The following is a 26,297-nucleotide window of genomic DNA, read 5'->3' on the forward strand; positions in this document are numbered from 1 at the left end:
ACGACGGTGCGGGCCTTTCTGGTTCTCTGCCGGCTCTCCATCAGCCGGGGTACTAAAGAGGCACACCATCATTGCCTGAAGTGCGGTCGGGTCATTCCCTCCAATCCATGGCAGACAAAGCCGAATGATGCTCTGGCAGGGCGTCGTTCACATTCGCGCCTCGAGCGTATGCTATCGATTCTGCGCCTCCACCGGCTGATTCGAATGCATATCTCGAGCGTCCTTTGTCCTCCGGATTTTTCCGGAGCCGGTTTAACAGGGAATACATCGATGACGACTGCACGCATTCTCGACTTCATCAAGACCCGACGTCCCGAAGGCCCTTGCCTCGTGGTTGATCTCGACGTCGTGCGCGACAATTTCAACGCGTTCCGGCACTCCCTGCCGAACAGCGCGATCTATTATGCCGTGAAGGCAAACCCGGCTCCCGAAATCCTGAAGCTGCTTGCTTCGCTCGGCTCCAACTTCGATTGCGCCTCCGTGGCTGAAATCCAGATGGCGCTCGATGCGGGTGCGACTTCCGACCGTATCTCCTTCGGCAACACCATCAAGAAGGAACGCGATGTTGCGCGCGCCCATGCGCTCGGCATCGATCTCTTCGCCGTGGACAGCCATGAGGAAGTTGAGAAGGTTGCCCGTGCAGCTCCCGGCGCGCGCGTGTTCTGCCGCGTTCTGACGGATGGCGAAGGTGCGGAATGGCCGCTGTCGCGCAAGTTCGGCTGCGTACCGCAGATGGCTGTCGACGTTCTGGTTTACGCCCATCAGCTCGGTCTCGAGTCCTACGGCGTATCCTTCCATGTCGGTTCGCAGATGATGAACCTTGACGCATGGGATGCGGCACTGGCCGATGCCAAGCGCGTTTTCGCTTCGCTTGCCAAACAGGGCATCCACCTGCAGATGGTCAATATGGGCGGCGGTTTCCCGACCAAGTACCTGCGCAACGTTCCGGCTGCCGAAGAATACGGCCAGGCCATCGACACGGCGCTGCGCAAGCACTTCGGCAACCAGATCCCGAAGACCATCATCGAACCGGGCCGCGGCATGGTAGGCAATGCCGGCGTCATCAAGGCGGAAGTCGTTCTCGTGTCGCGCAAGTCCGACAATGACAACCACCGCTGGGTGTTCCTCGACATCGGCAAGTTCGGCGGTCTCGCCGAGACGATGGATGAGGCGATCCGTTACCCGATCCGCACCGAGCGCGATCAGGACGAGATGGAGCCCTGCGTTCTGGCCGGCCCGACCTGCGACAGCGCCGACGTGCTGTATGAAAAGAACATGTATCCGCTGCCGGTCTCGCTGACCATCGGCGATGAAGTTCTGATCGAAGGCACGGGCGCTTACACGACCACCTATTCGGCGGTCGCGTTCAACGGTTTCGAGCCGCTGAAGGCCTACGTCATCTGATCCGAGCGCCGTCCGCTGAAAGGGCGGCGTCTCGACCAAGCTTCCGTTCCGGCCCTGCCGATTGTGCTGTTGCGCAAATCCCTGCTTGCTGCACCTCTTCCAGCCGAGGAAAGCGTGTCGGCGGGCCGGAACGGCTCCACCAATTTTCATCAAGGGCCGCGTGTGGGCGGTTGTGTGACGGGAGGCCAAGGATGGCCGCTCTTTTGAATTCGGTACGGGCATTTTTCACACCGCAGACATTTCATGTCGATCAGGAAAATCCGGGCGATGTCGTTGCCCGTGAAAACCTGCTGGACCGCGCCATGGGCGCCGGACGCCGCCGCAAGTCTTCCGAAAAGCTGCGCGCCGGCCGCGTTCCCGCCGAAGGCCTGGCGCTCGTCGCCCGAGATGAGGACGGCCATGTCATCGGCACGGTGCGCCTGTGGAACGTCGAAGCCGGTATCTCCCGCGAAGGCCGCGCCGTCGAAGCGCTGCTGCTCGGCCCGCTTGCCGTCGATGCCGCCCATGAGGGCAAGGGCATCGGCTCGGCGCTGATGCGCGCCGCCATTACCGAGGCCACCAGGCGGGGCCATGGCGCCATTCTTCTGGTTGGCGACGCGCCCTATTACGAGCGTTTCGGCTTTTTCGCCGACAAGGCCCAGCATCTCATCATGCCCGGCCCGTTCGAGCGTAGCCGTTTCCTGGCGCTGGAGCTGAAAGCTGGCTGGCTGGAAGGTGCTGCCGGCCTGCTGGTGGCAAGCGGCCGGAGGCTCTCTGCCTGAGACCGTCAACCGTTGATTTCGTGCTCCGGCCGAGTGGCCGGGGCCGATCCAGCGAAATTGTATTGCTGCAAAATATTCTTTCATGCGAGGCTGCGGAATCGGATGCGATACCGGTTCGGCGGCGATAGGTCGCAATAGCCTCTTTGGCCATTGTGACAGTTTATGTCTGCTCCGGCATGATTTCAGCGGCAGGGGATCAGGCATGCAGGCAGCTCTACTCCGAACCAATCGTGATTACCGCCTGTTATTCTCCGCGAGCGCCGTATCCAATCTTGCCGATGGTATTTCGATGGTGGCGATACCATGGCTCGGCACGTTGCTGACCAGCGATCCGCTGTTGATATCCATGATCGCGGTGGCGCAACGGTTGCCATGGCTGCTTTTTGCGCTGCCGGTGGGGGTTTGGACCGATCGAAGCGACCGGCGTTTGCTGATGGTGCGGGCAGACATGGTACGGCTGGCGCTGATGATATGCGCAGTCGCCATGATCTCCGCCACTGCAGACCTGCCATTACCGGTTCAATCGGGTTCGACGGCGATTTTTTCACTCGCGGTAATAGCCTTCCTGTTCGGCTGCGCCGAGGTCGTTCGGGACAATGCGGCGCAGACGATCCTGCCTTCGCTTGTCGCGCCGGGTGATCTTGAACGTGCCAATGGCCAGATGTGGAGCGCCGAACAGGTGACCGGCCAGTTCATCGGCCCGCCGCTGGCCGGCCTGTTGATCGCGGCGGGCATTGCCATTCCCTTCGGCCTTGATGCCGGCTTTTACGCGGTCTCGGCGGTGTTGATCTGGCTCATCGTGCTGCCGCCGCGCAAATCCTCCGGTCCGGCTTCATTCTGGCCGGCATTGCAGGAAGGCCTTGGCTGGATGTGGTGCAACCCCATGGTGCTACGGCTCGCTATCATGCTGGGCGCAATCAACGCCGTATTTGTCGGGGGAATGACAGTCCTCGTTCTCTATGCGCAGGAGGTGCTCAATCTCTCCTCGGCCGCCTATGGCGTACTGTTGACCTGTGGCGCAGCTGGCGGCGTTCTTGGCGGGCTGGTCTCACCCTGGCTTGCCCGCCGGTTGGGGGCGAGGGCAAGCGTCTTTCTGGCGCTTTGCACATTTGCACTGTTCAATCTGGTGCTTGGCCTGTCGGCGTCCTTGCCGCTGGTGGCGGCCGGCCTGTTTTTCGAGGCCGCAGCCGGCATGTTGTGGAATGTGGTCACCGTCAGCTACAGGCAGAGGCTCATTCCAGATGAGCTGCTTGGACGCGTCAATTCCGTCTATCGGTTTTTCGGTTGGGGCGCGATGTCGTTCGGCGCCTTTGCCGCCGGGATAATGGTCAGTTTGGCCGAACCGGAGATCGGCCGCACCGCGGCGCTGCATATGCCTTATCTGGTTGGCGCCTCTGTCTGTGCGGTTCTTGCCGCCTATGGCTTCTTCCGACTGCGCTTCTGAACCCTACCGCATGGCGATCTCCGGCCGTTTTGTCGCATCTTTGCGTTCCATACCCTCTTGCGCCCGGGAATTTGCGGGTATATACCCGAGACAAATGCCAAACGATAGCTGCCACTGTATCCTGTTGCGCAAAGCATCCCGCAAGGTCTCGTCCTATTATGACGAGGCGCTGGCGCCGCTTGGTGTCAACATCGGTCAGTTCAGCCTGCTGCGGAACATCAACCGCGTTGCGCCGGTCTCGCTGACCGACCTGGCTGCAAGGGTGGAACTGGATCGCTCCACCGTTGGCCGCAATGCCAAGGTGCTGGCGCGGATGGGTCTGGTCGCTATTGGTCACGGCGAGGATCAGCGGGAAGCGATGCTGACCGTAACGGAGGAAGGGCACGCGATCCTCAAAGCGGGCGCACCGCTCTGGGATGGGGTGCAGGATGAAATCGAGGCCCGGCTTGGGCCCGAGAAGACAGCACAATTGCAGGAACTGCTCGCAGCCCTGTAGTTTTTTGGGCTTATGCGGTTATCTGCGCGCAATGTCGGTATATACCCGTAAAATATCGGCCGCGGCCGCCGGAAAGGGAATTCGAACATGCTCTCCACACGCCTCGCCAGCTGGATGGCCGGCAGAAATCTGCACTATGGCTGGCTCGTCGCCGCGACCACCTTTCTCACCATGCTGGCCACCGCCGGTGCGATGGGGTCTGCGGGGGTGATGATCCAGCCGCTGCATCAGGAATTTGGTTGGGATATAGCCGATATTTCTTCGGCCATGGCCGTCAGGCTTGTGCTGTTCGGTCTGCTTGGGCCCTTTGCCGCCGCTTTCATGAACCATTTCGGCATCCGGCAGGTGGTCTCCACCGCGCTTGCCCTGATCATGGGCGGCATTGTCGCCTCGTTTTTCATGACTGAGGTGTGGCAATTGCTGCTGCTCTGGGGCGTGGTGATCGGCGTCGGCACCGGCATGACTGCCCTGGTGCTGGGCGCCACCGTGGCGACACGCTGGTTTTCCAAGCGTCGGGGACTGGTGATCGGCCTGATGACGGCAAGCAACGCCACCGGCCAGCTGGTTTTCCTGCCGCTGCTGGCGGCGCTGACGGAAGCCTATGGCTGGCGAACCGCCTTGACCCTGTCCGTTGCTGTGATTGCCACCGCCATGGTCCTCGTCCTGCTTTTGATGCGTGACCACCCCGCCGACGTCGGTTTGCCGGCCTATGGCGAGACGGTGGTGACAAAGCCGGTCAAGCAGGACCACAATCTCCTCGCAACGCTGGCATCGCCGCTGGTGACGCTGAAAAGCGTCTCGGGCAACCCCGTCTTCTGGGTGCTGTTCGGCACGTTTTTCGTCTGCGGACTTTCGACCAACGGTCTCATCCAGACACACTGGATCTCGATCTGCGGCGATTTCGGCATGGCTGCGGTAACAGCGGCGGGAACGCTGGCGGTGATCGGCATTTTCGACTTCTTCGGCACGATCTTCGCCGGTTGGCTTTCCGACCGGTTCGACAATCGCTTCCTGTTGTTCTGGTTCTACGGTCTGCGCGGTCTGTCCTTGCTTTACCTCTCATTCTCAGGCTTCAGCTTCGTGGAGCTTTCGGTCTTTGCCGTCTTCTACGGGCTGGACTGGGTAGCGACCGTGCCGCCGACGGTGAAGCTTGCCGCGGAAAACTTCGGCCGTGAAAAGGCCGGTCTTGTTTTCGGCTGGGTCTTTGCCGGTCATCAGCTGGGGGCAGCCACCGCCGCCTTTGGCGCCGGTTTCTTCAAGAGCGACTTCGATACCTATATGCCCGCTCTGCAGATTGCCGGTCTGATGTGCATGATTGCCGCCGTCTCGGTCTTGCTGCTGCGAAAGCCGGGCTCCGCGACCCTGACGCCGCAGACGGCGTGATATGCATGGGGGAGGCCTGCGCATGTGGCCTTCTCCGTATTCCGACTTCCGTAGGCGGGTCGCCCGACGGCATTGTTGCGTAATTGTCACAATGCTTGCCGGTTCATCGCTTCCATACATGAAGGGCATCCCGGTTTGATCCATCTCAATCGGCCTGCGTCACCCTTCGTCATAGTGGCTCCCAAGCGGTTGCGGCAGGCGAAGATTCGCAAGGCCCGCCGTCATCAGCCGGTTCCGGGGACTTGCCCGGCTGCGGTGCGCTATAGGAGAGATGGAATGACGAATAGAAACAGAAACAACGCCTTGCTTGCCAGTGTTGCGATTGGCGTTGCCGCCATGCTCGGTTCCGCCGATGCGATAGCCGCTGATATGACCCAGGCGGCGCCGGCTCCGACTGCGGAGGAAGCGATTGCGGCGGCAAGCCCGTGGATGCTGCGCGTGCGCGGCCTCGGCGTCATCACCAACGACAGCGGGAGCGTCGACGGTGTGCCAGGGGCTGGCCTGTCCTATTCGGATACCGTAATCCCGGAACTCGACATCAGCTATTTCTTCACCGATAACTTCGCCGCCGAACTCATTCTCGGCACCACCTATGCCAAAATCAATGGCGAGGGCGTGCTGGCCGGCACGCCGGTCGGCAAGACCTGGCTGCTGCCGCCGACACTGACGCTGCAATATCACTTCACCGACTTCGGCGCTTTCAAGCCCTATATCGGCGCGGGCGTGAACTATTCGCTGTTCTACAACCAGACGGAAAAGCCCGGTTTCAGCAATCTCGACGTCAAGAACAAGCTGGGCGCCGCGGTGCAGGTCGGTTTCGACTATATGCTGGATGAGCATTGGGGTGTGAACTTCGACGTGAAGAAGATCTTCCTCAAGACCGACTGGACGGCGGAACTCGGTGGCACGCCGATCAGCGGCAAGGCCAAGCTGGATCCGTGGCTGATTGGCGCGGGTATCACCTATCGTTTCTGACGGTAGATCCATGAAGCGCGGCCTTTGACGGGCGGCGCTTTCTGGGCTATAGGGACGGCCACGGGCAAGAGCCCCGGCCGTCCGCAGGCGCGTTTGCGCCCCTGGTGAAGCTCTTTTCTTGATAACGGTCATCCCATGTTTTGCATGTCGTCGATGGCAACGCGGACCCCCTTCGGAACATTCGGCATGCACATGTTGGAGAACCGTTATGAACGTGTCCAAACCGCTTCCCGCACTTGAGGGGCTGAAAGAACAGGCAAAGCGCCTGCGTGCCGCTCTTGAGGATGAGGGGCAGTCAATCACCCATTCAAAGGCGTTGGAACTCATCGCTGCGCAATATGGCTTCCGCGACTGGAATACACTACATGCCGCCGCGGGAAATCGTCCCGCCTTCAATCCCTATCTTCTGGGTTCCAGGGTGGAAGGTTTTTACCTCGGGCAGCCTTTCGTGGCCTCCGTTCTGGGCGTGCAGGCGCTCGGCGGGGATCCCGAACGTTACCGGCTGACCCTGCATCTCGATGATCCCGTGGATGTCGTGACCTTCGAAAGCTTCTCCGCTTTCCGCCAGCGCGTTCATTGCAATGTCGATACCTCCGGCCGCACCCTTGAGAAAACTTCCAATGGCCGGCCGCAGGTGGAACTCGTCTGGTAGGTTGGCGCTCCCTTGATTGGTCGCCGTTCATGGAGGCGAAGCACGGGATTTCAGGCTTTTGAACCCCTTTTCATTTGAAAACTGAAAGGGGGTTCAGTCGAAATTTGCGATGTTTGCTTCACCGCGTCTTTCCGCATCACCCCCTTAATACACGTCAGTGCTCGTCCGAGTATATGTAATATATCTTTTGGTTGTGCTTGTGTGTTATTAATAGAATTTATTGTAGATATATTTGTTTTGCAAAGTAATATCTGTTATTGTATTGAGTGCATATATAAATATTATTGTCTGCTTATGTTTGAGGGATTTTATGAGCGATACGCAGTGGCTGGAATGGGGCAGGAAAAACCCATATTACGGCGTGTATTCCGAAGACCGATTTCACACTTCAAATATCGAGGCAACGAAGGGGGAATTCTTCGCAACCGGGGAAGCTAATGTCTCTTGGATGCTGGGTCGTGCGGAACAGTATTGCGGGCCGTTGGGTAAAGGGCGTGTTCTTGAGTTCGGTGCCGGGGTGGCTCGAATGAGCATACCGCTTGCGTCCCGTTTTGAAACCGTAATCGGCGTTGAACTATCTCCAGACATGCGTGCCGAAGCCGTTAAGAATTGCCAGTTATACAATGTCAAAAATGTCGAAATGGTCCCTTCAGACGACGATTTAAGTCACGCTTCGGGCGAATTTGACCTCGTCCTCAGCTACATCGTTCTCCAGCATGTAGACGCCAGGAGGGGTGTGATGCTGATCGACAAGTTGCTGTCTAAGGTCGGCCCCAGCGGTGTCGCCATTCTCCAGGCGAGCGTCAAACGGCCTGAACGCCGCTTGTCAGACCGCCTACGCTATCACCTGCGCCACAATGTGCCAGTGCTGGCGGCAACATATAGATTCCTGCGTGGAAAAGGCTGGAATACACTTTCAATGCGAATGTCGGAATATGATCCTATCGCCATCCTCGCGGTGTTCAGTCGGAACGGAATGAAGGACGTTTTGCTTTCCGAGCATTATCAAGGTGATGTCCTCACCTTTCATTTCACGGCGAGAAAGGGCGGCTAACACGACGGGACGCCATTACTTAGATGCTGGACGTCGCAGTAATGGCATCCCGCAGTGGCTTAAATCCGCTTCCCCGCCGAATCGAACAGATGGAAATCCTTTGCCTGGGCGGCGATTTTCAGCGTTTCGCCGATGCGCAGTTGTGAGCGGCCGTGGACGCGGAAGACGATGGTGGTGCCGTCGGCGAAGGAGCCGTGCACGTAACTTTCCGCACCCACCAGTTCCACGGCGTCCACCTGCACGGTGCCGGTAAATGCAGCGTCGGTGGGGGCCTCACTGGCAAGGGTGATGTCTTCCGGGCGGATGCCGAGCGTGGCAGCACCCTGCGGCAGTGCGGTGCTTTCCATCACCGACCAACCGGAAGAGCCGTTGGCCGTCGCCGTCCCGTGGTTCAGCAGGTTCATCGAGGGCGAGCCGATGAAGGTGGCGACAAAGGTCGTGGCCGGTTTTTCGTAAAGCTCGATCGGCGTGCCCATCTGCTCGATGCGGCCGGCATTCAGCACCACCAGCCGGTCGGCGAGCGTCATGGCTTCCATCTGGTCGTGGGTCACGTAAACGCTTGTCGTGGCGAGAGAGCGCTGCAGGCGGCGGATTTCGACGCGCATCTGCACGCGCAGCTTGGCGTCGAGGTTGGAAAGCGGCTCGTCGAACAGGAATGCCGCGGGCTTGCGCACGATGGCGCGGCCCATGGCCACACGCTGGCGCTGGCCGCCGGAAAGCTGACGCGGCTTGCGCTCCAGGAATTGTTCGATTTCGAGAGCCTTGGCCGCCTCCGTGATACGCCGCTCGATCTCCTCCTTCGGCGTGTTGCGGTTCTTCAGGCCATAGGCAAGGTTCTGGCGCACCGTCATATGCGGGTAGAGCGCGTAGTTCTGGAACACCATGGCAATGTCGCGGTCTGAGGGTTCCAGATCGTTGACGACGCGGTCGCCGATGACGATCTGGCCGCCGGAAATGCCTTCCAGACCGGCGATCATGCGCAGCAGGGTGGATTTTCCGCAGCCGGAGGGACCGACGAGCACGATCATTTCGCCATCGGCGATGTCCATCGATACGCCCTTGATGGCTTCGACATTGCCGCCATAAACCTTGCGGACGTCTTTCAGCGCAATTTTTGCCATTACTTCTCGGTCTCCACCAAACCTTTGACGAACCAGCGCTGCATCAGCACCACAACGATAACAGGGGGGATGATGGCGAGGATCGCCGTCACCATCACATAATTCCAGGGCGTCGAGGCATCGGTAAAATCCACCATGCGCTTGAGGCCGATGATGATCGTGTTCATCTTTGCGTCGTTGGTCACGAGCAGCGGCCAGAGATATTGCGTCCAGCCGTAGATGAAGAGGATCACGAAAAGTGCCGCGATATTGGTCTTCGACAGCGGCAGCAGGATATCGCGCATGAAGCGGAACGGACCCGCATTGTCGATGCGCGCCGCTTCCACCATTTCACCGGGAATTGTCAGAAAGAATTGCCGGAAGAGAAAGGTCGCCGTGGCTGAAGCCATCAGCGGCAGGGTGAGCCCCGCATAGGTGTCGATCAGGCCCAGATCGACGATGACCTTGTAGGTGGGCAGGATGCGTACTTCCACCGGCAGCATGAGCGTGATGAAGATCATCCAGAAAAAGCCCATGCGGAAGGGAAAGCGGAAGAAAACGATGGCGAAGGCGGACAGGAACGAGATGATGATCTTGCCGATGGCGATGGCCAGCGCCACGACGAAGCTGTTGAACAGCAGCCGTTCGAGGCTGACGCCGACGACCCTTTCCACGCCGCCAACCATGGCGTCGGTATAGTTTTCTCCGAGATGGCCGCCTGGCAGCAGCGACATGGGCGGCCGGATGATGTCGTTCGACGTCATCGAGGAAGCGATGAAGGTGTAGTAGATCGGAAAGGCCACGATGATGATGCCGAGCACCAGCATCAGATGGGCAATCACGCGTGCGATGGGGCGATTTTCAATCATCAGGACGTCCTCAGCCGTAATGCACGCGCTTCTCGACGAAGCGGAACTGGAAGGCGGTGAGCGCGATGACGATCACCATCAGGATCACGGATTGCGCGGCGGATGAGCCGAGATTGAGGTTCACGAAGCCATCATTATAGACCTTGTAAACCAGCGTTTCCGTCGCCTTTGCGGGGCCGCCGCCGGTCACCGCATGGATGATGCCGAAGGTGTCGAAGAAGGCGTAGACCGTGTTGACGACCAGAAGGAAGAAGGTGGTCGGCGCAAGCAGAGGGAAAACGATGGTCCAGAAGCGCCGCGAACCGCGCGCGCCATCAATGGAGGCGGCCTCCAGCAATGATTTAGGAATTGCCTGCAAGCCCGCGACAAAAAATAGGAAATTGTAGCTGATCTGTTTCCACGCAGCCGCCGCGACGACGAGCAGCATGGCCTGATTGCCGTTGAGCAGCGGGTCCCACATGATGCCGTTGCGACGCAGGATATAAGAGAAGGTTCCCATGGCCGGATTGAACATGAAAAGCCATAACATGCCGGCCACCGCCGGCGCGACGGCATAGGGCATGATCATCATGGTGCGGTAAAAGCCCTTGCCGCGCACCACCCTGTCTGCCGCCGTTGCCAGCAGCAGCGCCAGCCCCATGGAGACAAGCGCAGTGAGGATGCTGAAAACGACGGTGACCTGCAGCGAGTTGAGGTAGCTTTCATCAGAAAGTACCGCGGAAAAATTCGCCAGGCCGACGAAATTGCTGTTCAGCCCGAAGGCATCCTCGCGCATGGTGGACTGATAGAGCGCCTGGCTGGCCGGCCAGAAGAAAAAGATCACCGTGAGGATGATCTGCGGGGCGACCAGCAGATAGGGCAGGATCTTGTTGGGGAATACGACGCTTTGCACGGCGATCTCCTGATGACATGGAAATGCCGCCCGCATCTGTCAGAGGATGCGGGCGGGGCAGGGGATCGTTTAATTGCCGGCGGCCTGTTTGATGGCCGCGTCGCCGCGCTGGACTATCTTGTCGAGTGCTGCCTTCGCATCCTGCTTGCCGGCCAGCATCGCCTCGAACTCCTCGTTCATGATGTCACGCACCTGCGGCAGGTTCACGAGACGCACACCCTTGGAGTTTTCTGTCGGCGGTTTGCCCATCATCTGCAGCAGCGGCGTTTCACGGCCGGGGTTCTTGTCGTAGAAGCCGGATTTCTTGGTTTCCTCATAGGCTGCGATCGTGACCGGCATATAGCCAGAGACCTGATGCAGGCGAGACTGGATCTTGGTCTGGGAGAGGAAGTGGAAGAATTCCGCTACGCCCTTATATTCGGCATCGCTCTTGCCACCGAAGACCCAGAGGCTGGCGCCGCCCGGGATGGTGTTCTGCGGGCCATGGCCCTCATAATAGGGAAGCTGGCCGATGCCGTAATTCATTCCGGTCTTGATGATATCTCCAAGGCCGCCGGAGGATTCGGTCAGAATACCGCATTCGCCGGACATGAAGAGCTGCTTGGCTTCCGAAGTGCGGCCGCCATAACGGAAGACACCGTCTTTCGCCAGATCGGCAATCGCCTGGAAATGCTCGACAAAGAGCGGCGCATTGACGGCGAGCTTCACATCGGTGCCGCCGAGACCGTTTTCATTGCTGCCATAGGAGACGTTGTTCCACGCGGCGAAGTTTTCGGTCTGGATCCAGGTCAGCCAGGTGGAGGTGAAACCACATTGCGCGGCACCGCTGGTCTTGATCTTCCTGGCGGCATCGAAAACTTCCGGCCAGGTCTTCGGCGGGTTGGCGGCATCGAGGCCGGCCTTCTGGAAGATATCCTTGTTGTAATAGAGGATCGGCGAGGACGAATTATAGGGGAAGGACAGCATGGTGCCGTCAGGCTTGGAATAATAGGCGACGATGCCTGCCAGATATTCATCCTTGTTGAAGGTGTAGCCGCCTTCCTTCAGCACGTCCGCTACCGGTTTGATGGCGCCCGCAGCACCCATCATGACACCGGAGCCGGCATCGAAGACCTGAATGATGGCAGGCGCCTGCTTGGCGCGGAAGGCGGCGATGCCGGCGTTCAGGGTTTCGGGATAGGTGCCCTTGAAGACGGGCATGACCTTGTAGTCTTTCTGGCTGTCGTTGAATTCCTTGGCAAGCGAATCCACGACTTCGTTGTTGGCGCCGGTCATGGCGTGCCACCACTGGATCTCAGTCACAGCATATGCATTCGATGTGACAAAAAACGAAAGCGCGGATGCCGCAGCAAGTCGGTAGCTGAGTTTTTTCAAGGCGATTCCTCCCATTATGAAAACAGTAAAAGATACAGCCCCTTAATTGCAGCCTATCCTCCTCGATATGGCTGCGGGCGATCTTTTCTGTATTAGCATTGCCGATTAAAAGCGAACTCTAACGAAAATGCAATAGAACGTGGAACGATTAAAACGAAAGTGAAGGAAACGGATTTATTATTCCATTTCCTTCGTTCCGCGGTTTTTTCATGCGCTTGGCCACCGGCGCGTGTCTTCGCTGGATTCGCTCCTGTCGAAATCCAATAGTTGCGATTGATATGTTATTACATTACCTATTATATTGCTGTGAATTTGTGCGGGCGAAGAGGTGGATGTGTTCGGATTGAAGCGGAAAAAGGCGGTTGAGCGCAGGGACGATTCGGCTGGCCTGCCATCTTTGGGAACGGTGCCGGTTACCCTGCTTACCGGCTTTCTCGGTGCAGGCAAGACCACCTTGCTGAACGCGCTTCTGGCTGAGCCGGCCATGCGGGATGCGGCCGTGATCGTCAACGAATTCGGCTCGGTGCCCATCGATCACGGTCTGGTGCGGACGGGGTCCGAACGATATTTCAGAACGACGACGGGTTGCATCTGCTGCACCGCCACGAGCGATATCCGCACCTCGCTTTACGAACTGCATCAGGCCATTCTGGAAGGGGTAATGCCTGATGTCTCGCGGGTTGTCATCGAAACCACCGGTCTCGCCGATCCTGCGCCGATCATCAACAGCCTCATCGCCGGCGGCACGCCGGCGCTGGGCCTGCGGGATCACATCGTCTCCCGGCATTTTCATCTTTCCGGTGTGGTGACGGCTTTCGACGTTGTCTCGGGCCCGCCGATGCTCAACAGCTTCATTGAGGGCTGGAAACAGCTTGCCTTTGCCGACCACATCGTTTTGACGAAGACCGATCTGGCCGATGACGCGGCGCTGGACCGCGAAAGCCTCGCCGATCTCAATCCCGCAGCCTCGTTTCATGATCGCAATGCAGCCGATTTCGATCTGATGTCGTTGTTCAACGCATCGGATTATTCGTTGTGTGGCAAGCCGGAGGATGCGCCTGCATGGCTTGCGGCCGACAGGCTGAGCCTTCATGCGGCCCATCAGCACGATATCAACCGCCACGGCGTCGGGGTCGAGGCCTTCAATCTCACCTTTGACGGGGTTTTTGACCCCCAGGCGATTGTGACTTTTCTCGAGCTCGTCACCAGCAACGTGCATTCCGGTCTGCTGCGGCTCAAGGGAATTTTCGGGGCGACGGATGATCCGGAGCGACCGGTTGTCGCCCACGCGGTGCAGCATCGGCTTTATCCGCTTACCCGCCTGGAGCGCTGGCCGGATCAAGATCGTTCGACACGTATCGTGCTGATCGGCATGGACATGCCGCAAAAGCCCATTCGCGAGCTTTTCGACACATTGGCCGCGCAGGCAAGGCGGAAGGGCAGGGCATGAACAATCCGCTTGCACGCAGTGGCTCCGCGATCATCTCGCACGCGCGTCTTCTGAAGCAATGGTCACGCGATTTGCTGCAACTCAAGCCGGAAGACAGTATTACCGTCAGCGAGCTTTCCTGCGCGCTGCCGGATTGCCCGCCACGGGAAACGGTGATCGTCATCCTCGCCGTTTCCGGTACGACCCGGCAATTATCCATCCACAAGGCGCTTCTCGCGGTGGATCATGACGATATTGTGCGCGCCATTGCCGCGAATTCAGCTTGAGAACCCGCCTCCACGCGGCAGAGCCGCTTGACCGCCGCGGCCCTTATCCGCCACTTCAGGGACAGCGATGGGATTCGTGGATGATGAAGGGCACGGAATGGCCGATCTGGCTGTATATGCGGGTTTGTTTCTGACGGCGTTCATTGCGGCGACCATCCTGCCCATGCAGTCGGAGGCGGCGCTTGCGGGGCTCATTCTTCTGAAATCCCAGCCCGTCTGGCTGCTGGTTGTCGTGGCGAGCGTCGGCAATGTCGCCGGGTCCTTCGCCAACTGGCTGCTTGGCCGTGGCATCGAACGTTTTCGACATGAACGTTGGTTCCCGGTCGGGGAGGCTGCGCTGCAACGGGCGCAGAACTGGTACCGGCGTTACGGCAAATGGTCCCTGCTGCTCAGCTGGGCGCCGATCATCGGGGACCCTCTAACGGTTGCGGCCGGCATCATGAAAGAGCCGCTGCCGGTGTTTCTGCTGCTGATCACCATCGCGAAGGTCGGGCGATACGTGGTGCTCGCGTTGGTGACGTTGAATTTTTCATGAAGCTTCTCCTCCGTCATGCCGGGCTGGATCCGGCATCCAGCCACGGCGCGTCTGCGCCGTGAAAAGAGTTTTTCGCGATCAAGGACTTGACCGCGCTGGACACAGACCTGATCCGGAGTGACGGTTTGCGACTGCCCCGCATCGGTAGCTACCGCTCAAGCCGCCTGCCGGTCCCAGCTGGCGAAAGGATCGGGCAGGTGCCGCCAGGCATCGGGCGTGAAGGCATCCGTGTCTATCAGGCAGGCATCGAGCTGGGCGCGGATGCGGGCTTCATTCATTGGATCGGAACCTATGAAGACGATTTCCTGCCGGCGGTCGCCGAAGACCGGGTCGAGATAGGGCTTCATCATATCAAGGAACTGCTTTTCGCGCGGCCATTGCTCTTTCGGCACGGCGGACCACCAGAGACCCATCTTGCCGGTGCGAACCAGGGCGCCGGCCTGGCTGATCTCTCCCACATAACGCGGCCGCGTCGCCAGCCAGAAAAAACCCTTGGCGCGCACGACCCCCGGCCAGGCGCGATCGATGAAACGCTGGAACGGCACGGGGTCGAAAGGCTTTTTGGCACGATAGACGAAAGAGCGAATGCCATATTCCTCGGTTTCGGGAATGTGGTCCTTGAAACCATGCAATTCCTTGAACCAGAGAGGGTGTTCTTCGGCCCTGGCGAAATCGAAGCGGCCAGTGCCCAGAACCTCCTTCAGCGCCACCTTGCCGAAATCGGCCTCGATGAGTTTTGCATCGGGGTTCAGCCCGATGATGATCTTGCGGGCGTCATCCCGCTCCTCTGGCGTTGCAGTGCCGATCTTGTTGAGCACGACGACATCGGCAAATTCGATCTGCTCCACCAGAAGATCGACGATGGTGCGGTTGTCGCCATCGCCTGCCGTTTCGCCCCGGTCGGCCAGAAAATCGGACGAACCGTAATCGTTGAGAAGATTGGCGGCGTCCACCACCGTCACCATCGTGTCGAGCCGGGCAACATCGGAAAGGCTGCGACCATTCTCGTCGCGGAAATCGAACGTCGCGGCGACGGGAAGCGGCTCGGCGATGCCGGTCGATTCGATCAGCAGATAGTCGAAACGGTCCTGCTCCGCCAGCGCCCGCACTTCCTTGAGAAGATCGTCACGCAGGGTGCAACAGATGCAGCCATTGGTCATTTCCACCAATTGCTCTTCGGTTCGGGAGAGATTGGCCCCGCCGTCACGAACCAGCGCCGCATCGATATTGATCTCGCTCATGTCGTTGACGATCAAGGCCACGCGCAAACCATCGCGATTGGCGAGAATGTGGTTCAGAAGCGTCGTCTTGCCAGCGCCTAAAAAGCCGGAAAGCACGGTGACAGGTAGTTTTTTCGACATTTGGACCTCGTTCTGTAAACGTGTTTCGAGTGGACCTCGGCGGGTACGTCGGGGCATCGGGAAACGATCCGGCGCGCATCGTTATCATATGTAACGTAATAACATTACATATATGGGGCATGTCAACAGGTGAGGGAGAAATTGCTTTCGGCATGAGCGTGGTGGTTACGCGTGTGGATGAATAATTCGCCGTTTGCCAGCAACGGCCTAGCCCCGGAGGGGACAGCGTGCCAGTCCGCCTCCACCAGTAAATGTTATTTCATTACATATTCGTTTGACGAATGTAATAACATTACATATCAAGGGGCATCGAATGACATCCTGCTTGCGGAGGGATCGATGAACGATCCGTGCCTTATCTTCTCAAATCTGACCCTTGGATATGCCGGCCGGGCGGCGGTGCACCATCTCAATGGTAGTATTGCCTGCGGCTCGCTTACCGCCGTTATCGGCGCCAACGGCTCGGGAAAATCCACGTTGATGAAAGGCATCGCCGGCATTTTGAAGCCGCTTGGCGGCGAATGTCGGGTTAGTCCGGCGATCTCCGTCGCCTATCTGCCGCAACAGTCGGAGCTGGACCGGTCCTTTCCCGCTCAAGTACGAGACCTTGTGGCCCTTGGTCTCTGGCCGAGACGCGGCCTGCTCGGACGACACCGTTCCGAAGATCGGACGGCGATCGACCAAGCGCTGAAAGCGGTCGGACTGTCCGGTTTTGAAAGGCGAAATATCGACTCCCTCTCGGGTGGCCAGATGCAGCGTGCCCTTTTTGCCCGGGCCATGCTGCAGGATGCGCAGCTCATTCTGCTCGATGAGCCCTTCAATGCCGTCGACGAGCGGACGGTGACCGACCTGCTGGTGCTGATCAAGGCATGGGTGGCGCAAGGGCGCACCGTTCTGGCCGTACTTCACGATCACCAGCTCGTGCAGCAGCATTTTCCCCAGACGCTTTTCCTGGCGCGAAGGCTGGTCGGGCTTGGTCCAACGGCTGAAGTCCTGCAGGCAGAGAATCTTCGCCAGGCCCGACATTTCCATGAGGCGTGGGAGGCGAATGCGCCTTGGTGCGCGCCGGCTTCCCCTCCGCTCCCTCCGGATCCGGCGGCGCCGCCGCACGCCCACGCCCACTTCCACGCGAATTCGAATAGCCATGGCTGATATCTTCATCGATCCTTTCATCCAGTATGTCTTCATGCAGCGTGCGCTTGCCGGTGCGCTGATCCTCGCGGTCAGCTGCGGCCCCGTCGGGGTTTTTCTGATGCTGCGCCGCATGAGCCTGACGGGCGATGCCATGTCGCACGCCATCCTGCCGGGCGCTGCTGTCGGCTTTCTGTTTTATGGGCTGGACATTCTGCCGATGACGATTGGCGGGCTCGTCGTTGGCCTCGTGGTCGCGCTGGGGGCCGGCGCGGTGTCGCGTTTCACCGTTCAGAAGGAGGACGCCTCTCTCGCCGCGCTTTATCTGATTTCGCTGGCGCTCGGCGTGCTGCTCGTCTCATGGCGTGGCTCCAGCGTCGACCTGATGCACGTTCTGTTCGGCACGGTGCTGGCGCTGAACAATAAGGCGCTCGGACTGATCGGCGGCATCTGTGTCATTACGCTTTCGGTGATGATCACCTTCTGGAGGGCGCTCGTGGCCGAATGCCTCGATCCGCTCTTTCTGCGCTCGGTCAGCAGATGGGGCAGCCCGGTGCATTTCCTCTTCCTCGGCATCGTCGTGCTCAATCTCGTGGGTGGCTTTCAGGCGCTGGGGACGCTCCTTTCAGTCGGGCTGATGATGCTGCCGGCTGCCGCCAGCCGCTTCTGGTCAAACCGCGTCGCGCCCATGTGCTTCATTTCCATCGGCATCGGCATGGTGTCCTGCTTTGCCGGTCTTGTCCTGTCCTATCACGCGTCGCTGCCATCGGGCCCGGCGATCATCCTTTCGGCGGGCGCCGTCTATGTGCTCTCCATCCTCTTCGGCACGCGCGGCGTGCTCATCGATCTTCTCGGTTCCGGCCGCCACCGCGCGGCCTGAAAACAGCCTTTGAAACAGGAGAATCCAATGTTCAAAACCTTCCGCTTAGCCACGTACGCCAGTCTTCTTTCCCTCTCACCGGTTCTGACGGCGCAGGCTTCCGCCGCCGAACTGAAGGTCGTCGCCAGCTTCTCGATCATCGCCGACTTCGCGAAAAATGTCGGTGGGGATCGTGTGGAGGTCACCACGCTCGTCGGGCCGGATGGCGATGCCCATGTCTATGAGCCGCGCCCTGCCGATGCTGTCGCCGTCAGCAAGGCGGATGTCGTGCTGGTCAACGGCCTGGAATTCGAAGGCTTTCTGAAGCGGCTGATTGAAACGAGCGGCACGAAGGCGCCAGTTGTCGAGCTGACCAAGGGTGTCGAGCCGCTCAGGCTTTCCGACGAGCCCGCCGGCCACGCCCATCCTGAGGCCGAGGAAGAGGAGGCTCACGACCACAAGACCGGGGAAGCCGGCCACAAGCACGAAACGGCTGACGCCCACGATCACGACCATGGCCACGAAGGACATCACCATCATGGCGAGTACGATCCCCATGCCTGGCAGTCCATCAAGAATGCCCAAATCTACGTGAAGAACATAGCCGGCGCCTTTTGCAAGGCCGACAAACCCGGCTGCGCGACCTATACCGCGAATTCCGACGCCTATGTCGCCAAGCTTGCCACTCTGAACGAGAAGGTGAAGACGGAGATCGCCGCGATCCCGCCGGAGAAGCGCGTCATCATCACCTCGCATGATGCCTTCGGTTATTTCGATCATGCCTATGGCCTGAATTTCCTCGCGCCGGAGGGCATCTCGACGGAGTCCGAAGCCTCTGCCGCCGATGTCGCCAAGCTGGTGGACCAGGTCAAACACGACAAGGCTTCGGCCATCTTCGTCGAAAACATCACCGACAAGCGGCTGATCGACCAGATCGCCAGCGAAACCGGCCTGAAGGTTGGCGGCACGCTTTATTCCGACGCGCTTTCCACGGCCGATGGCCCGGCCGCGACCTATATCGACATGGTCAACCACAATATCGAGACCATCTCGGCCGCTGTACTCGGGCAATAAGACCGCCGTTCAGCCGAAAAGTTTCAGGGTGGCTTCGGCCACCCTGATTTCGCTCGTATCATTCAGGCCGGGATCGCTCTGCTGTCGTCGGCGTGATGAAACGGCCTGACCGAGCCTGAGCTCGAGCTTGCCATCGGTTCTGGCCGTCCACCCCCGTCGACTTTTCGCCCTGACAGGGACGGACCGGAGCTTTCGAGTTGTCCGATCCGACCACTATAAAACTCTAATTTGCGGCCGATTGATCGTTTGGCCGTTGATAACCGCATCGGACCGGCTTTTCGTGCGAAGGCCCGTCGATGTAAAGTGCCACCTGTGACGTTCATGGGGGCAAGCACTTTGGCCAAATCTATCAGGACGATGGAGGAGTTTTCGGAGTTTGTCGGCCTTTCCCGCCCGACCGTTTCGAAATACTTCAATGACCCGGCCTCGGTCCGCAAGAAGACGCGGGATGCCATCGAGGATGCGCTGAAGAAATCTGGGTTTCGGCCGAACATTTTCGCCGTCAACCTCAACCGCCGCCGTTCCAACATCATCGGCATCATCATCCCGAGTTCCACCGACCCCTTTTATATGGCGCTCACGAGCCGTATCGAGCTCATTGCGAGCGAAGCCGGGTTTCTCGCCTTCGTGCTTTCATCGGACGGCAAGCCCGAAATCGAAGACCGCGCCATCCGCACCTTCAAGTCGATGAATGTGGCGGGTGCCATCATCGCGCCGCTTGGCGTCAAATCCCATCGCGCTACGCTGGAGCAACTCGCGGCCACTGTCCCGATCGTCTATGTGGATTCGCCACTCGACGAGACGTCCGCCTTTGTCGGCACAGATAACCGGCAGAGCGTGGGACTGATGGTGGATTATCTCTGCCGGTCGGGAGAGCCGCCCTGTTTCTTCGATATGCCGCAGGTCAATACCAATGCCGCCACGCGCCGCACGGCCTATGTAGAGGCCATGCAACAGCTCGGCTTCGAGCCACATGTGATTAACGTCCCGGGCGACATCACATGGGAGTTTGAACGGTTTGCTTTCGAGGAAGCAGGCCGGCTTCTGGAACGGCGCACGCTTCTGCCGTCGCGGACGATCCTGTGCGCCCATGACCGCATCGCCTTCGGCGTCATCGCCGCAGCTTTTCAGAAGGGCATCAGGGTTGGCCACGGCGCCGATTACGATCTGAGGGTCGCTGGCCATGACGATCATCCGCTGGCGCGTTATGCCTACCCGCCCATCACCACCGTGGCGCAGAACTACAACGAGATCGGCAGGCTGTCGATCGAGCTGCTGTTTCAGAAACTGAACGAGGAGGCAGACGATGCCACCCGAATGCGGGAGCGCATCCTGCTCAGCGCCGATCTGATGCTGCGGAAATCGGCCTGAGGATCGTTAGAAAAACTAAAATAAAAATGTGATTTTCTAAATAGAACTAATATTTGAACGCTCCTACTCTGTTCTCAAGGTTGCTTTGGGAGGCGACCGCGAGAGCCGGCGCACAGGTGTGCCGGGCTTCGGGAGGAACGTCAGATTGCCATGTCTCCAGTGCCGTGAGGGGAGCCTCGCAGCCGCGGTATCGCATGGTTTTCGCCGGGCTGACTGGACATTCTCGCCAGCAATTTCCCCAGCGAAGGATGATGAAACATGAACCTCTATTCTCTTCTGTCAGAACGTGCGGCCGGCGGCAGGCCTGTCCGCGTCGGTCTCATCGGCGCGGGCAAGTTCGGCTCCATGGTGCTGGCGCAGGCGCAGCGCATCGCCGGTTTCCACATGGTCGCCGTTGCGGACCTCAATGTCGGAAAGGCGAAGGAATCGCTGGATCGCGTCGGCTGGCCGAAGGAGCGCTACGATGCGAAGAGCTGCGCCGAGGCGCTGAAGAGCGGCAAGACCTATGTGACCGACGACGTGAACGAGCTTTTCGCCTGCGGTGAGATCGAATGCGTCATCGAAGCCACCGGCCATCCGCTGGCCGGTGCCCGCCACGCGTTGGGCGCCATCGACCACAACAAACACGTCGTCATGGTCAATGTCGAAGCCGACGTCATGGTCGGCCCGATCCTTGCCGAAAAGGCCCGCGCCAAGGGCCTGATCTATTCCATGGCTTACGGCGACCAGCCGGCGTTGATCTGCGAGCTTGTCGACTGGGCGCGCGCCACCGGCTTCGAGGTCGTTTCCGCCGGCAAGGGCATGAACTTCGAGCCGCGTTACCGCTATTCGACGCCGGACACGGTCTGGGGTTATTTCGGCTGGACGGACGAGGAAGTGGCCAAGGGCGACTTCAATCCGAAAATGTATAATTCCTTCACCGATGGCACCAAGGCAGCCATCGAAATGGCGGCTGTCGCCAATGGTACGGGGCTGGATTGCCCGGATGACGGTCTGGCTTTCCCGCCCGCCGGCCTGCACGATCTCGCCCGTGTTTTCCGTCCCGCCGCCGATGGCGGCCGCATGGCCCGTTCAGGCCTGGTGGATATCGCCGCGAGCCAGGAGCCGGATGGACGCGAGGTGTTCAACAACATCCGTTACGGCGTCTTCGTCACGTTCAAGGCGCATAATGAATATGCCCGCGCCTGCTTCAAGCAATATGGCCTGCTGACCGATCCGTCCGGCTGGTACGCCTCCATGTGGCGTCCGTTCCATATCATCGGACTCGAAACCTCGATCAGCGTGCTCTCTGCCGTATTGCGAAACGAGGCAACCGGCTGCTCGAAGGAGTTCCGCGGCGATGCCGTCGCCACCGCCAAGAAGGACATGCAGCCCGGCGAAATGCTGGACGGTGAGGGCGGTTATGCGGTCTGGGCGAACGCCATTCCAGCGACCCGCAGCCTGGACATGAAAGCGCTGCCGATCGGCCTCGCCCATAACGTCAAGCTGAAGCGCGCCATCAGGAAAGACCAGATCGTCAGCTTCGACGATGTGGAGCTGGTCAACGATCTCGACGTGGTGAAGCTGCGTCAGGACATGGAAAACCGCTTCCGCCCGCAAAAGGACGCTGCGGCGTGACGGGCGGGGATCAGGACATGTCGAAGGGGGCTTTCGTGGTGATAGCGGAATTTCGGGTCAAGCCCGACGCGATGGAGGCCTTTCTCGACGCTGCGCGTGATGACGCCACCCATTCGGTTCGTGATGAACCGGGTTGCCGGCAATTCGACGTGGTGCGGCCGGAAACGGGAAACAATGTGGTGTTCTACGAGGTCTATGACGACAAACAGGCTTTTGACGACCACCTGAAGACACCGCATCTCGACCGCTTCCGCGAGGCGTTTCCGGCGCTTATCGAAGAAGAACTGCCGGTGCGCTTCCTGAACCGGCAATGGCTTTGAAGGATGGGAACGATGGCAGACATCCGCCAGGTTGCCGTTATCGGTACGGGCATCATGGGCGCACCCATGGCGGCGCGCCTGGCAGAGGCCGGGTTTTCCGTCAAGGCCTGGAACCGCAGTGCCGACAAGGCTGCGGTTCTGGCAGAGAAGGGCGTGCAGCCGACTGTAACGGCTGCCGAGGCTGCGGCCGAAGCGGATGTGGTGCTCTGCATGCTGAGTTCCGGGCCGGTCTGCAACGATGTTCTGCTCGGTTCGCCGGGCATCGTTTCAGCCATGAAGCCCGGTGCGGTTCTGCTGGTCATGAGTTCCATTCCCGTTGAAATTGCAATGGAACAGGCTGAAGCCGCCATGGCATGCGGCGTCAGATATGTCGATGCGCCCGTGTCCGGCGGTGAAAAGGGAGCGATCGAAGGAACGCTCGCCATCATGGCCGGGGGTGAACAGCGGGATGTGGATGCGCTGCGGCCGCTCCTCGGTTTTCTTGGCCGCGTCACGCACGTAGGGCCGGTGGGCTGCGGCTCTCTGGCCAAGCTTGCCAATCAGCTGATCGTCGCCTCGACAATCTGCGCCGTTGCCGAAGCTCTCACCCTTGCGGAAGAAGGGGGAGCGGACCCGGCACAGGTGCGCCACGCCCTGCTTGGCGGATTTGCCGATTCCACCGTCTTCCGTCAGCACGGAAAACGCATGGTTGAGGGCGATTTCCGCCCCGGCGGGCCGGCGAAATATCAGGTCAAGGATACGTCCACGGCACTGGCCTTCGCCAGAAGCCGCGGCCTGACATTACCGGTCAGCGAGGAGGTTGACCGGCTGTTTCGCTCCATGGTCGAGCATGGCGCGGGCGAGCTTGATCACAGCGGTGTGATCCTTGAAATTAAGCGCATGAATGCGTTCGGAGGAACGCTCGAAACTGTTTAAGACACAACAAAGGGAGGAACACATGAAAATTTCAAAACTTTACGGGCTGGCCCTTGCCGCCACCATGCTGGTCGCATCGATTGCACGGGCCGAGACGCTGACCCTGTCGACGCCGGATGCAGACAATTCCGAAATCACGCTTTCCGCCAACAAGTTCGCGGAACTGGTTTCAAAAAAGACCGACGGCAAGCTCAAGATCAAGGTATTCCCCAACGGTACGCTTTATGGCGGCGATCCTTCGGCGGGCGTCAAGCAGCTTGCCGGCGGCTCGCTTGACATGCTCCTGAATTCGACATCGCTCTACGCGACGTTCAACCCGAAATTCACAGCTATCGCCATCCCCTACCAGTTCCGCGATATCGACCAGCTTCGGGTCTATCTCGACAGCGATCTCGGCAAGGAGCTTTCCAGCGATCTGAGCAAGATCGGCATTCTCGGGCTCGATCTCTGGTCACGGCCGCTGCGCCAGATCACCAATTCGAGGGCGCCGATCAAATCCCCAGCCGATTTGAAGGGCATGAAGCTGCGGGTGCCGAACAATCCGCTCTGGGTTGAATTCTTCGGCGCCATGGGGGCCGCCCCGACGCCGATGGCTTTTGCCGAAGTCTATAATGCCCTCCAGCTCAAGGTGGTCGACGGGCAGGAAAATCCGGTCAATGTGCCGGTCAGCGCCAAACTCTACGAGGTGCAGAAATACCTGACGATCAGCAACCACATCGCCGACGCCTGGGTGCTGGGCATGAATCCTGCCCGTTTTGAAGGTCTTGATGAGAACTTCAAGACCGCGCTCAAGGAGGCTGCCGTGGAAACGGAGGCCTGGAAGGCGCAGAACGACGCTGCCGATATCGACAAGTCACTGGAAACGCTGAAAAAGAACGGCATGGAGGTGAACGCGCTGACCGATGACGAGCGCAAGGCTTTCGTGGCCGTGGCGGCCGGCCTTTCGGCGAAATTCTCCGCTCTGGTGAAGGATCAGGCCTTCTTCGACAAGACGCAGGCGTTCCTCAAGACGAACTGACCTTTCCGCAAACGGACGGCCGGGTTTCGATCCGGCCTTCCCAAATGTCAGGCAGGGTCGTCTTGCCGTGAGGGCAGGGTGGCATTCGTTTTACCGGATATCCGGTTTCAGCAGTGGAAGGGTATTGTCATGAACGATACGAAACCTTCGGTGCTCGGCACCATCGTAAGACTCATCGCCGATGTGGCCGCAGGCGCGGCCTGCGCCGGCATTCTCATCGTCGTGCTCCTCCAGGTCATTGGCCGCCTCATCGGCAGTCCTCTCCCCTGGACCGAGGAAGCGACCCGCTTTCTCTTTATCTGGATGGTGTTTCTGGGCCTCGCCGCCGGCTTCCGCACCGTTGAAAGCGCCCGTGTTGTGGTGTTTCTCGTGCTGTTTCACCGCTTCTTCCGGCGGCTCGCGGTGCCGATCTACGTCGGTTCATCCGTGTTCTTCTTCGGCATGATGGGCTGGACGGGCCTGACCATGGTGCGCCAGCAGGTCATGATGAACGAAACCGCCGCCACGCTTCCCATCCCGATGTGGACCATCGGCATCGTTCTGCCGGTTTCCGCCATCATCGCCGTGCTCGCCATCGTCGAATCGCTGCGCAGCCGCCGGGAGCTCATCGCGCTTCCCGAGCTTGGCCTGCCGGCGGACGAGATCGCACACGCCGACATCTCCATTTCAGCAGGACATTGATCCATGTCGGTCTTTCTTCTCGTCGCCTTTTTCGGTCTCAGCATGCTCGGTGTACCGCTTGCCATTGCGCTGGCGCTCGCCAGCGTCGGCACGCTCTGGCTCTTTACCTCCATGCCGATGGACCTGCTGTCGCAGACGATGTTCTCGTCCATGAACTCCTTCCTGCTCGTCGCCGTGCCGCTGTTCATCCTCGTCGGCACCGTCATGGAGCGGGGGCGTGTGGCGGAGCGCATTTTCGATTTCGCCGAGGCCATGGTGGGCTGGTTGCCCGGCGGCCTCGGTCACGTCAACGTCATCTCCTCGGTGATTTTTTCCGGTGTCTCCGGCTCGTCCGTCGCTGACATCGCCTCTGTCGGCGCCATCGAGATCAAGGCGATGGAGCGGCATGGCTTCCCGAAGGGTTATGCCGTCGGCATGACGCTTTGCACCTCCACGCTCTCCTCGATCATTCCGCCGTCGATCCTGATCGTCATTGCCGGCTCCATCGCCAACGTGTCCATCGGCACATTGCTGATCGCGGGCCTGGTGCCCGGCCTCTTCATCGCCTTCGCCTTCCTGGTCTTCAATCACTTCTATTCCGTGCACTACGGATATAACCCGCCGACCCCCTTCAACTTCCGTCTGGTTGTCATCACCGGACTTCGCGCCATCCTGCCGATGCTCACCCCGCTGATCCTCATCATCGGCATCGCCAGCGGCCTGTTCACGCCGACGGAAGCCGCTGCCATCGCGGTCGTTTATGTCGCGGTGCTCGGCGTCATCGTCTACCGCACGCTGCCGGTGCGCGAACTGCCGGAAATCCTCATCTCGACGGCACGCATTTCCGGAACCATCCTGTTCATCGCCGCCACTTCGCAGCTGGCTGCCTGGGTCTTCACCTTTGACGGCCTGCCGGAACAGGTCGCCGAACTCTTGAGGGCGATGAACCTCGGGCCGATGACGGGCATGCTCGTGATCTTCGTGTTCCTGCTGATCATCGGCATTTTCATGGAAGCGATCCCCGCCATGTTCATCCTCATTCCGGTATTGATGCCGCCGGTCGAAGCGCTCGGTATCGATCCAATCCATTTCCTGATCGTGACTGTCATGACGCTGACGCTCGGGCTGGTGACGCCGCCAGTCGGGGTCTGCCTGTTTGCCGCAGCCCAGGTCGCGAACATGAAGATCGAGGATGTCATCCGCGGTTCGCTGGCGCCGATGACGGTGCTGACGCTCGCCATATTTGCGCTGGTGCTTTTCCCGATCCTGACGCTTGGGCCGATACGGCTGATGGGTCTCTACTGAGCCGAAACAGT

The 26,297-nt window shown here is 59.6% G+C and carries 26 protein-coding genes; 21 read left to right on the forward strand and 5 right to left on the reverse strand.

Features of this window, described 5'->3' with window-relative positions; genetic code table 11:
• Positions 1 to 270: 270 nt before the first annotated feature.
• The 8 genes from odc2 (at position 271) to WA845_RS12290 (ending at position 8,169) form a co-directional block, all read left to right on the forward strand.
• Positions 271 to 1,404, forward strand: coding sequence for an ornithine/lysine decarboxylase (gene odc2, locus WA845_RS12255; RefSeq protein ID WP_112557000.1), 1,134 nt, complete (start codon positions 271 to 273; stop codon positions 1,402 to 1,404).
• 191 nt (positions 1,405 to 1,595) lie between these two features.
• Positions 1,596 to 2,165 carry a GNAT family N-acetyltransferase gene (locus tag WA845_RS12260; RefSeq protein WP_006700372.1) on the forward strand — a complete coding sequence of 190 codons (570 nt, stop codon included), beginning with the start codon at positions 1,596 to 1,598 and terminating at the stop codon, positions 2,163 to 2,165.
• Positions 2,166 to 2,367: 202 nt separating this feature from the next.
• A complete protein-coding gene (locus WA845_RS12265) occupies positions 2,368 to 3,609 on the forward strand; it encodes an MFS transporter (RefSeq protein WP_337322339.1) in 1,242 nt (413 codons plus the stop codon).
• Between the two features lie 94 nt (positions 3,610 to 3,703).
• Entirely contained in the window at positions 3,704 to 4,105 is a 402-nt protein-coding gene (locus tag WA845_RS12270; protein ID WP_004445069.1) for a MarR family winged helix-turn-helix transcriptional regulator, read from the forward strand.
• Between the two features lie 87 nt (positions 4,106 to 4,192).
• The gene (locus WA845_RS12275) at positions 4,193 to 5,488 is read left to right on the forward strand and encodes an MFS transporter (protein WP_034496672.1); all 1,296 of its coding nucleotides are present in this window, start codon (positions 4,193 to 4,195) and stop codon (positions 5,486 to 5,488) included.
• Between the two features lie 276 nt (positions 5,489 to 5,764).
• Entirely contained in the window at positions 5,765 to 6,463 is a 699-nt protein-coding gene (locus WA845_RS12280) for an OmpW/AlkL family protein (protein ID WP_004445064.1), read from the forward strand.
• A gap of 208 nt (positions 6,464 to 6,671) precedes the next feature.
• Positions 6,672 to 7,115: a glyoxalase superfamily protein gene (locus WA845_RS12285; RefSeq protein ID WP_004445058.1), complete on the forward strand. Its 444-nt coding sequence runs from the start codon at positions 6,672 to 6,674 to the stop codon at positions 7,113 to 7,115.
• Positions 7,116 to 7,425: 310 nt separating this feature from the next.
• Positions 7,426 to 8,169 (forward strand): class I SAM-dependent methyltransferase, encoded by a 744-nt coding sequence (locus tag WA845_RS12290; RefSeq protein ID WP_004445056.1) that lies wholly within the window; start codon positions 7,426 to 7,428, stop codon positions 8,167 to 8,169.
• 59 nt (positions 8,170 to 8,228) lie between these two features.
• Here the strand turns inward: WA845_RS12290 and WA845_RS12295 are convergent, their stop codons facing one another.
• The 4 genes from WA845_RS12295 to ugpB all read right to left on the reverse strand — a co-directional run bounded on the left by WA845_RS12295 (position 8,229) and on the right by ugpB (position 12,410).
• Entirely contained in the window at positions 8,229 to 9,290 is a 1,062-nt protein-coding gene (locus tag WA845_RS12295; protein ID WP_004445053.1) for a sn-glycerol-3-phosphate import ATP-binding protein UgpC, read from the reverse strand.
• Positions 9,290 to 10,138 (reverse strand): sn-glycerol-3-phosphate ABC transporter permease UgpE, encoded by an 849-nt coding sequence (ugpE, locus tag WA845_RS12300; RefSeq protein ID WP_004445050.1) that lies wholly within the window; start codon positions 10,136 to 10,138, stop codon positions 9,290 to 9,292. Before ugpE ends, WA845_RS12295 begins: the two co-directional genes overlap by 1 nt.
• A gap of 10 nt (positions 10,139 to 10,148) precedes the next feature.
• A complete protein-coding gene (gene ugpA / locus WA845_RS12305; protein ID WP_004445049.1) occupies positions 10,149 to 11,030 on the reverse strand; it encodes a sn-glycerol-3-phosphate ABC transporter permease UgpA in 882 nt (293 codons plus the stop codon).
• Positions 11,031 to 11,099: 69 nt separating this feature from the next.
• On the reverse strand, positions 11,100 to 12,410 hold the full coding sequence (ugpB, locus tag WA845_RS12310) for a sn-glycerol-3-phosphate ABC transporter substrate-binding protein UgpB (RefSeq protein WP_169692189.1): 1,311 nt from the start codon (positions 12,408 to 12,410) through the stop codon (positions 11,100 to 11,102).
• A gap of 328 nt (positions 12,411 to 12,738) precedes the next feature.
• Here ugpB and WA845_RS12315 point away from each other — a divergent pair, with 328 nt between their 5' ends.
• From WA845_RS12315 to WA845_RS12325, 3 genes are all read left to right on the forward strand, one after another.
• On the forward strand, positions 12,739 to 13,854 hold the full coding sequence (locus WA845_RS12315) for a GTP-binding protein (RefSeq protein ID WP_184286934.1): 1,116 nt from the start codon (positions 12,739 to 12,741) through the stop codon (positions 13,852 to 13,854).
• Positions 13,851 to 14,120 (forward strand): hypothetical protein, encoded by a 270-nt coding sequence (locus WA845_RS12320; RefSeq protein ID WP_006700378.1) that lies wholly within the window; start codon positions 13,851 to 13,853, stop codon positions 14,118 to 14,120. The genes WA845_RS12315 and WA845_RS12320 overlap by 4 nt, the downstream gene beginning before the upstream one ends.
• A 97-nt stretch (positions 14,121 to 14,217) precedes the next feature.
• Positions 14,218 to 14,655, forward strand: a complete 438-nt coding sequence (locus WA845_RS12325) for a VTT domain-containing protein (protein WP_184286937.1) — start codon at positions 14,218 to 14,220, stop codon at positions 14,653 to 14,655.
• 155 nt (positions 14,656 to 14,810) lie between these two features.
• Here WA845_RS12325 and zigA read toward each other — a convergent pair whose 3' ends face one another.
• Positions 14,811 to 16,016: a zinc metallochaperone GTPase ZigA gene (zigA, locus tag WA845_RS12330; RefSeq protein ID WP_337322340.1), complete on the reverse strand. Its 1,206-nt coding sequence runs from the start codon at positions 16,014 to 16,016 to the stop codon at positions 14,811 to 14,813.
• Positions 16,017 to 16,355: 339 nt separating this feature from the next.
• Between zigA and aztA the strand changes: the two genes are divergently transcribed.
• From aztA to WA845_RS12380, 10 genes are all read left to right on the forward strand, one after another.
• Positions 16,356 to 17,168 carry a zinc ABC transporter ATP-binding protein AztA gene (gene aztA / locus WA845_RS12335; protein ID WP_004445037.1) on the forward strand — a complete coding sequence of 271 codons (813 nt, stop codon included), beginning with the start codon at positions 16,356 to 16,358 and terminating at the stop codon, positions 17,166 to 17,168.
• Positions 17,161 to 18,027, forward strand: a complete 867-nt coding sequence (aztB, locus tag WA845_RS12340; RefSeq protein WP_337322341.1) for a zinc ABC transporter permease AztB — start codon at positions 17,161 to 17,163, stop codon at positions 18,025 to 18,027. The genes aztA and aztB overlap by 8 nt, the downstream gene beginning before the upstream one ends.
• 27 nt (positions 18,028 to 18,054) lie before the next feature.
• Positions 18,055 to 19,080 carry a zinc ABC transporter substrate-binding protein AztC gene (aztC, locus tag WA845_RS12345; RefSeq protein ID WP_337322342.1) on the forward strand — a complete coding sequence of 342 codons (1,026 nt, stop codon included), beginning with the start codon at positions 18,055 to 18,057 and terminating at the stop codon, positions 19,078 to 19,080.
• A gap of 357 nt (positions 19,081 to 19,437) precedes the next feature.
• On the forward strand, positions 19,438 to 20,451 hold the full coding sequence (locus tag WA845_RS12350) for a LacI family DNA-binding transcriptional regulator (protein WP_337322375.1): 1,014 nt from the start codon (positions 19,438 to 19,440) through the stop codon (positions 20,449 to 20,451).
• Between the two features lie 258 nt (positions 20,452 to 20,709).
• Positions 20,710 to 22,068: an NAD(P)H-dependent oxidoreductase gene (locus tag WA845_RS12355; protein WP_006700383.1), complete on the forward strand. Its 1,359-nt coding sequence runs from the start codon at positions 20,710 to 20,712 to the stop codon at positions 22,066 to 22,068.
• 17 nt (positions 22,069 to 22,085) lie between these two features.
• On the forward strand, positions 22,086 to 22,388 hold the full coding sequence (locus tag WA845_RS12360) for a putative quinol monooxygenase (RefSeq protein ID WP_034497555.1): 303 nt from the start codon (positions 22,086 to 22,088) through the stop codon (positions 22,386 to 22,388).
• Between the two features lie 12 nt (positions 22,389 to 22,400).
• Positions 22,401 to 23,303 (forward strand): NAD(P)-dependent oxidoreductase, encoded by a 903-nt coding sequence (locus WA845_RS12365; RefSeq protein WP_107327274.1) that lies wholly within the window; start codon positions 22,401 to 22,403, stop codon positions 23,301 to 23,303.
• Positions 23,304 to 23,325: 22 nt separating this feature from the next.
• Positions 23,326 to 24,321 carry a DctP family TRAP transporter solute-binding subunit gene (locus WA845_RS12370; RefSeq protein ID WP_035210337.1) on the forward strand — a complete coding sequence of 332 codons (996 nt, stop codon included), beginning with the start codon at positions 23,326 to 23,328 and terminating at the stop codon, positions 24,319 to 24,321.
• A gap of 129 nt (positions 24,322 to 24,450) precedes the next feature.
• A complete protein-coding gene (locus tag WA845_RS12375) occupies positions 24,451 to 25,002 on the forward strand; it encodes a TRAP transporter small permease (RefSeq protein WP_004445019.1) in 552 nt (183 codons plus the stop codon).
• A gap of 3 nt (positions 25,003 to 25,005) precedes the next feature.
• Positions 25,006 to 26,286, forward strand: a complete 1,281-nt coding sequence (locus tag WA845_RS12380; protein ID WP_337322343.1) for a TRAP transporter large permease — start codon at positions 25,006 to 25,008, stop codon at positions 26,284 to 26,286.
• Positions 26,287 to 26,297: the final 11 nt, after the last annotated feature.

It is taken from the genome of Agrobacterium sp. CMT1, from assembly GCF_037203725.1.
GTDB lineage: Bacteria > Pseudomonadota > Alphaproteobacteria > Rhizobiales > Rhizobiaceae > Agrobacterium > Agrobacterium pusense.

Bases quoted from the DNA above. Each gene is read 5' to 3' on its own strand.
- odc2 (WP_112557000.1), top strand. From the start codon at position 271: ATGACGACTGCACGCATTCTCGACTTCATCAAGACCCGACGTCCCGAA.
- WA845_RS12260 (WP_006700372.1), top strand. From the start codon at position 1,596: ATGGCCGCTCTTTTGAATTCGGTACGGGCATTTTTCACACCGCAGACA.
- WA845_RS12265 (WP_337322339.1), top strand. From the start codon at position 2,368: ATGCAGGCAGCTCTACTCCGAACCAATCGTGATTACCGCCTGTTATTC.
- WA845_RS12270 (WP_004445069.1), top strand. From the start codon at position 3,704: ATGCCAAACGATAGCTGCCACTGTATCCTGTTGCGCAAAGCATCCCGC.
- WA845_RS12275 (WP_034496672.1), top strand. From the start codon at position 4,193: ATGCTCTCCACACGCCTCGCCAGCTGGATGGCCGGCAGAAATCTGCAC.
- WA845_RS12280 (WP_004445064.1), top strand. From the start codon at position 5,765: ATGACGAATAGAAACAGAAACAACGCCTTGCTTGCCAGTGTTGCGATT.
- WA845_RS12285 (WP_004445058.1), top strand. From the start codon at position 6,672: ATGAACGTGTCCAAACCGCTTCCCGCACTTGAGGGGCTGAAAGAACAG.
- WA845_RS12290 (WP_004445056.1), top strand. From the start codon at position 7,426: ATGAGCGATACGCAGTGGCTGGAATGGGGCAGGAAAAACCCATATTAC.
- WA845_RS12295 (WP_004445053.1), bottom strand. From the start codon at position 9,290: ATGGCAAAAATTGCGCTGAAAGACGTCCGCAAGGTTTATGGCGGCAAT.
- ugpE (WP_004445050.1), bottom strand. From the start codon at position 10,138: ATGATTGAAAATCGCCCCATCGCACGCGTGATTGCCCATCTGATGCTG.
- WA845_RS12320 (WP_006700378.1), top strand. From the start codon at position 13,851: ATGAACAATCCGCTTGCACGCAGTGGCTCCGCGATCATCTCGCACGCG.
- WA845_RS12325 (WP_184286937.1), top strand. From the start codon at position 14,218: ATGGCCGATCTGGCTGTATATGCGGGTTTGTTTCTGACGGCGTTCATT.
- zigA (WP_337322340.1), bottom strand. From the start codon at position 16,016: ATGTCGAAAAAACTACCTGTCACCGTGCTTTCCGGCTTTTTAGGCGCT.
- aztA (WP_004445037.1), top strand. From the start codon at position 16,356: ATGAACGATCCGTGCCTTATCTTCTCAAATCTGACCCTTGGATATGCC.
- aztB (WP_337322341.1), top strand. From the start codon at position 17,161: ATGGCTGATATCTTCATCGATCCTTTCATCCAGTATGTCTTCATGCAG.
- aztC (WP_337322342.1), top strand. From the start codon at position 18,055: ATGTTCAAAACCTTCCGCTTAGCCACGTACGCCAGTCTTCTTTCCCTC.
- WA845_RS12350 (WP_337322375.1), top strand. From the start codon at position 19,438: ATGGAGGAGTTTTCGGAGTTTGTCGGCCTTTCCCGCCCGACCGTTTCG.
- WA845_RS12355 (WP_006700383.1), top strand. From the start codon at position 20,710: ATGAACCTCTATTCTCTTCTGTCAGAACGTGCGGCCGGCGGCAGGCCT.
- WA845_RS12360 (WP_034497555.1), top strand. From the start codon at position 22,086: ATGTCGAAGGGGGCTTTCGTGGTGATAGCGGAATTTCGGGTCAAGCCC.
- WA845_RS12365 (WP_107327274.1), top strand. From the start codon at position 22,401: ATGGCAGACATCCGCCAGGTTGCCGTTATCGGTACGGGCATCATGGGC.
- WA845_RS12370 (WP_035210337.1), top strand. From the start codon at position 23,326: ATGAAAATTTCAAAACTTTACGGGCTGGCCCTTGCCGCCACCATGCTG.
- WA845_RS12375 (WP_004445019.1), top strand. From the start codon at position 24,451: ATGAACGATACGAAACCTTCGGTGCTCGGCACCATCGTAAGACTCATC.
- WA845_RS12380 (WP_337322343.1), top strand. From the start codon at position 25,006: ATGTCGGTCTTTCTTCTCGTCGCCTTTTTCGGTCTCAGCATGCTCGGT.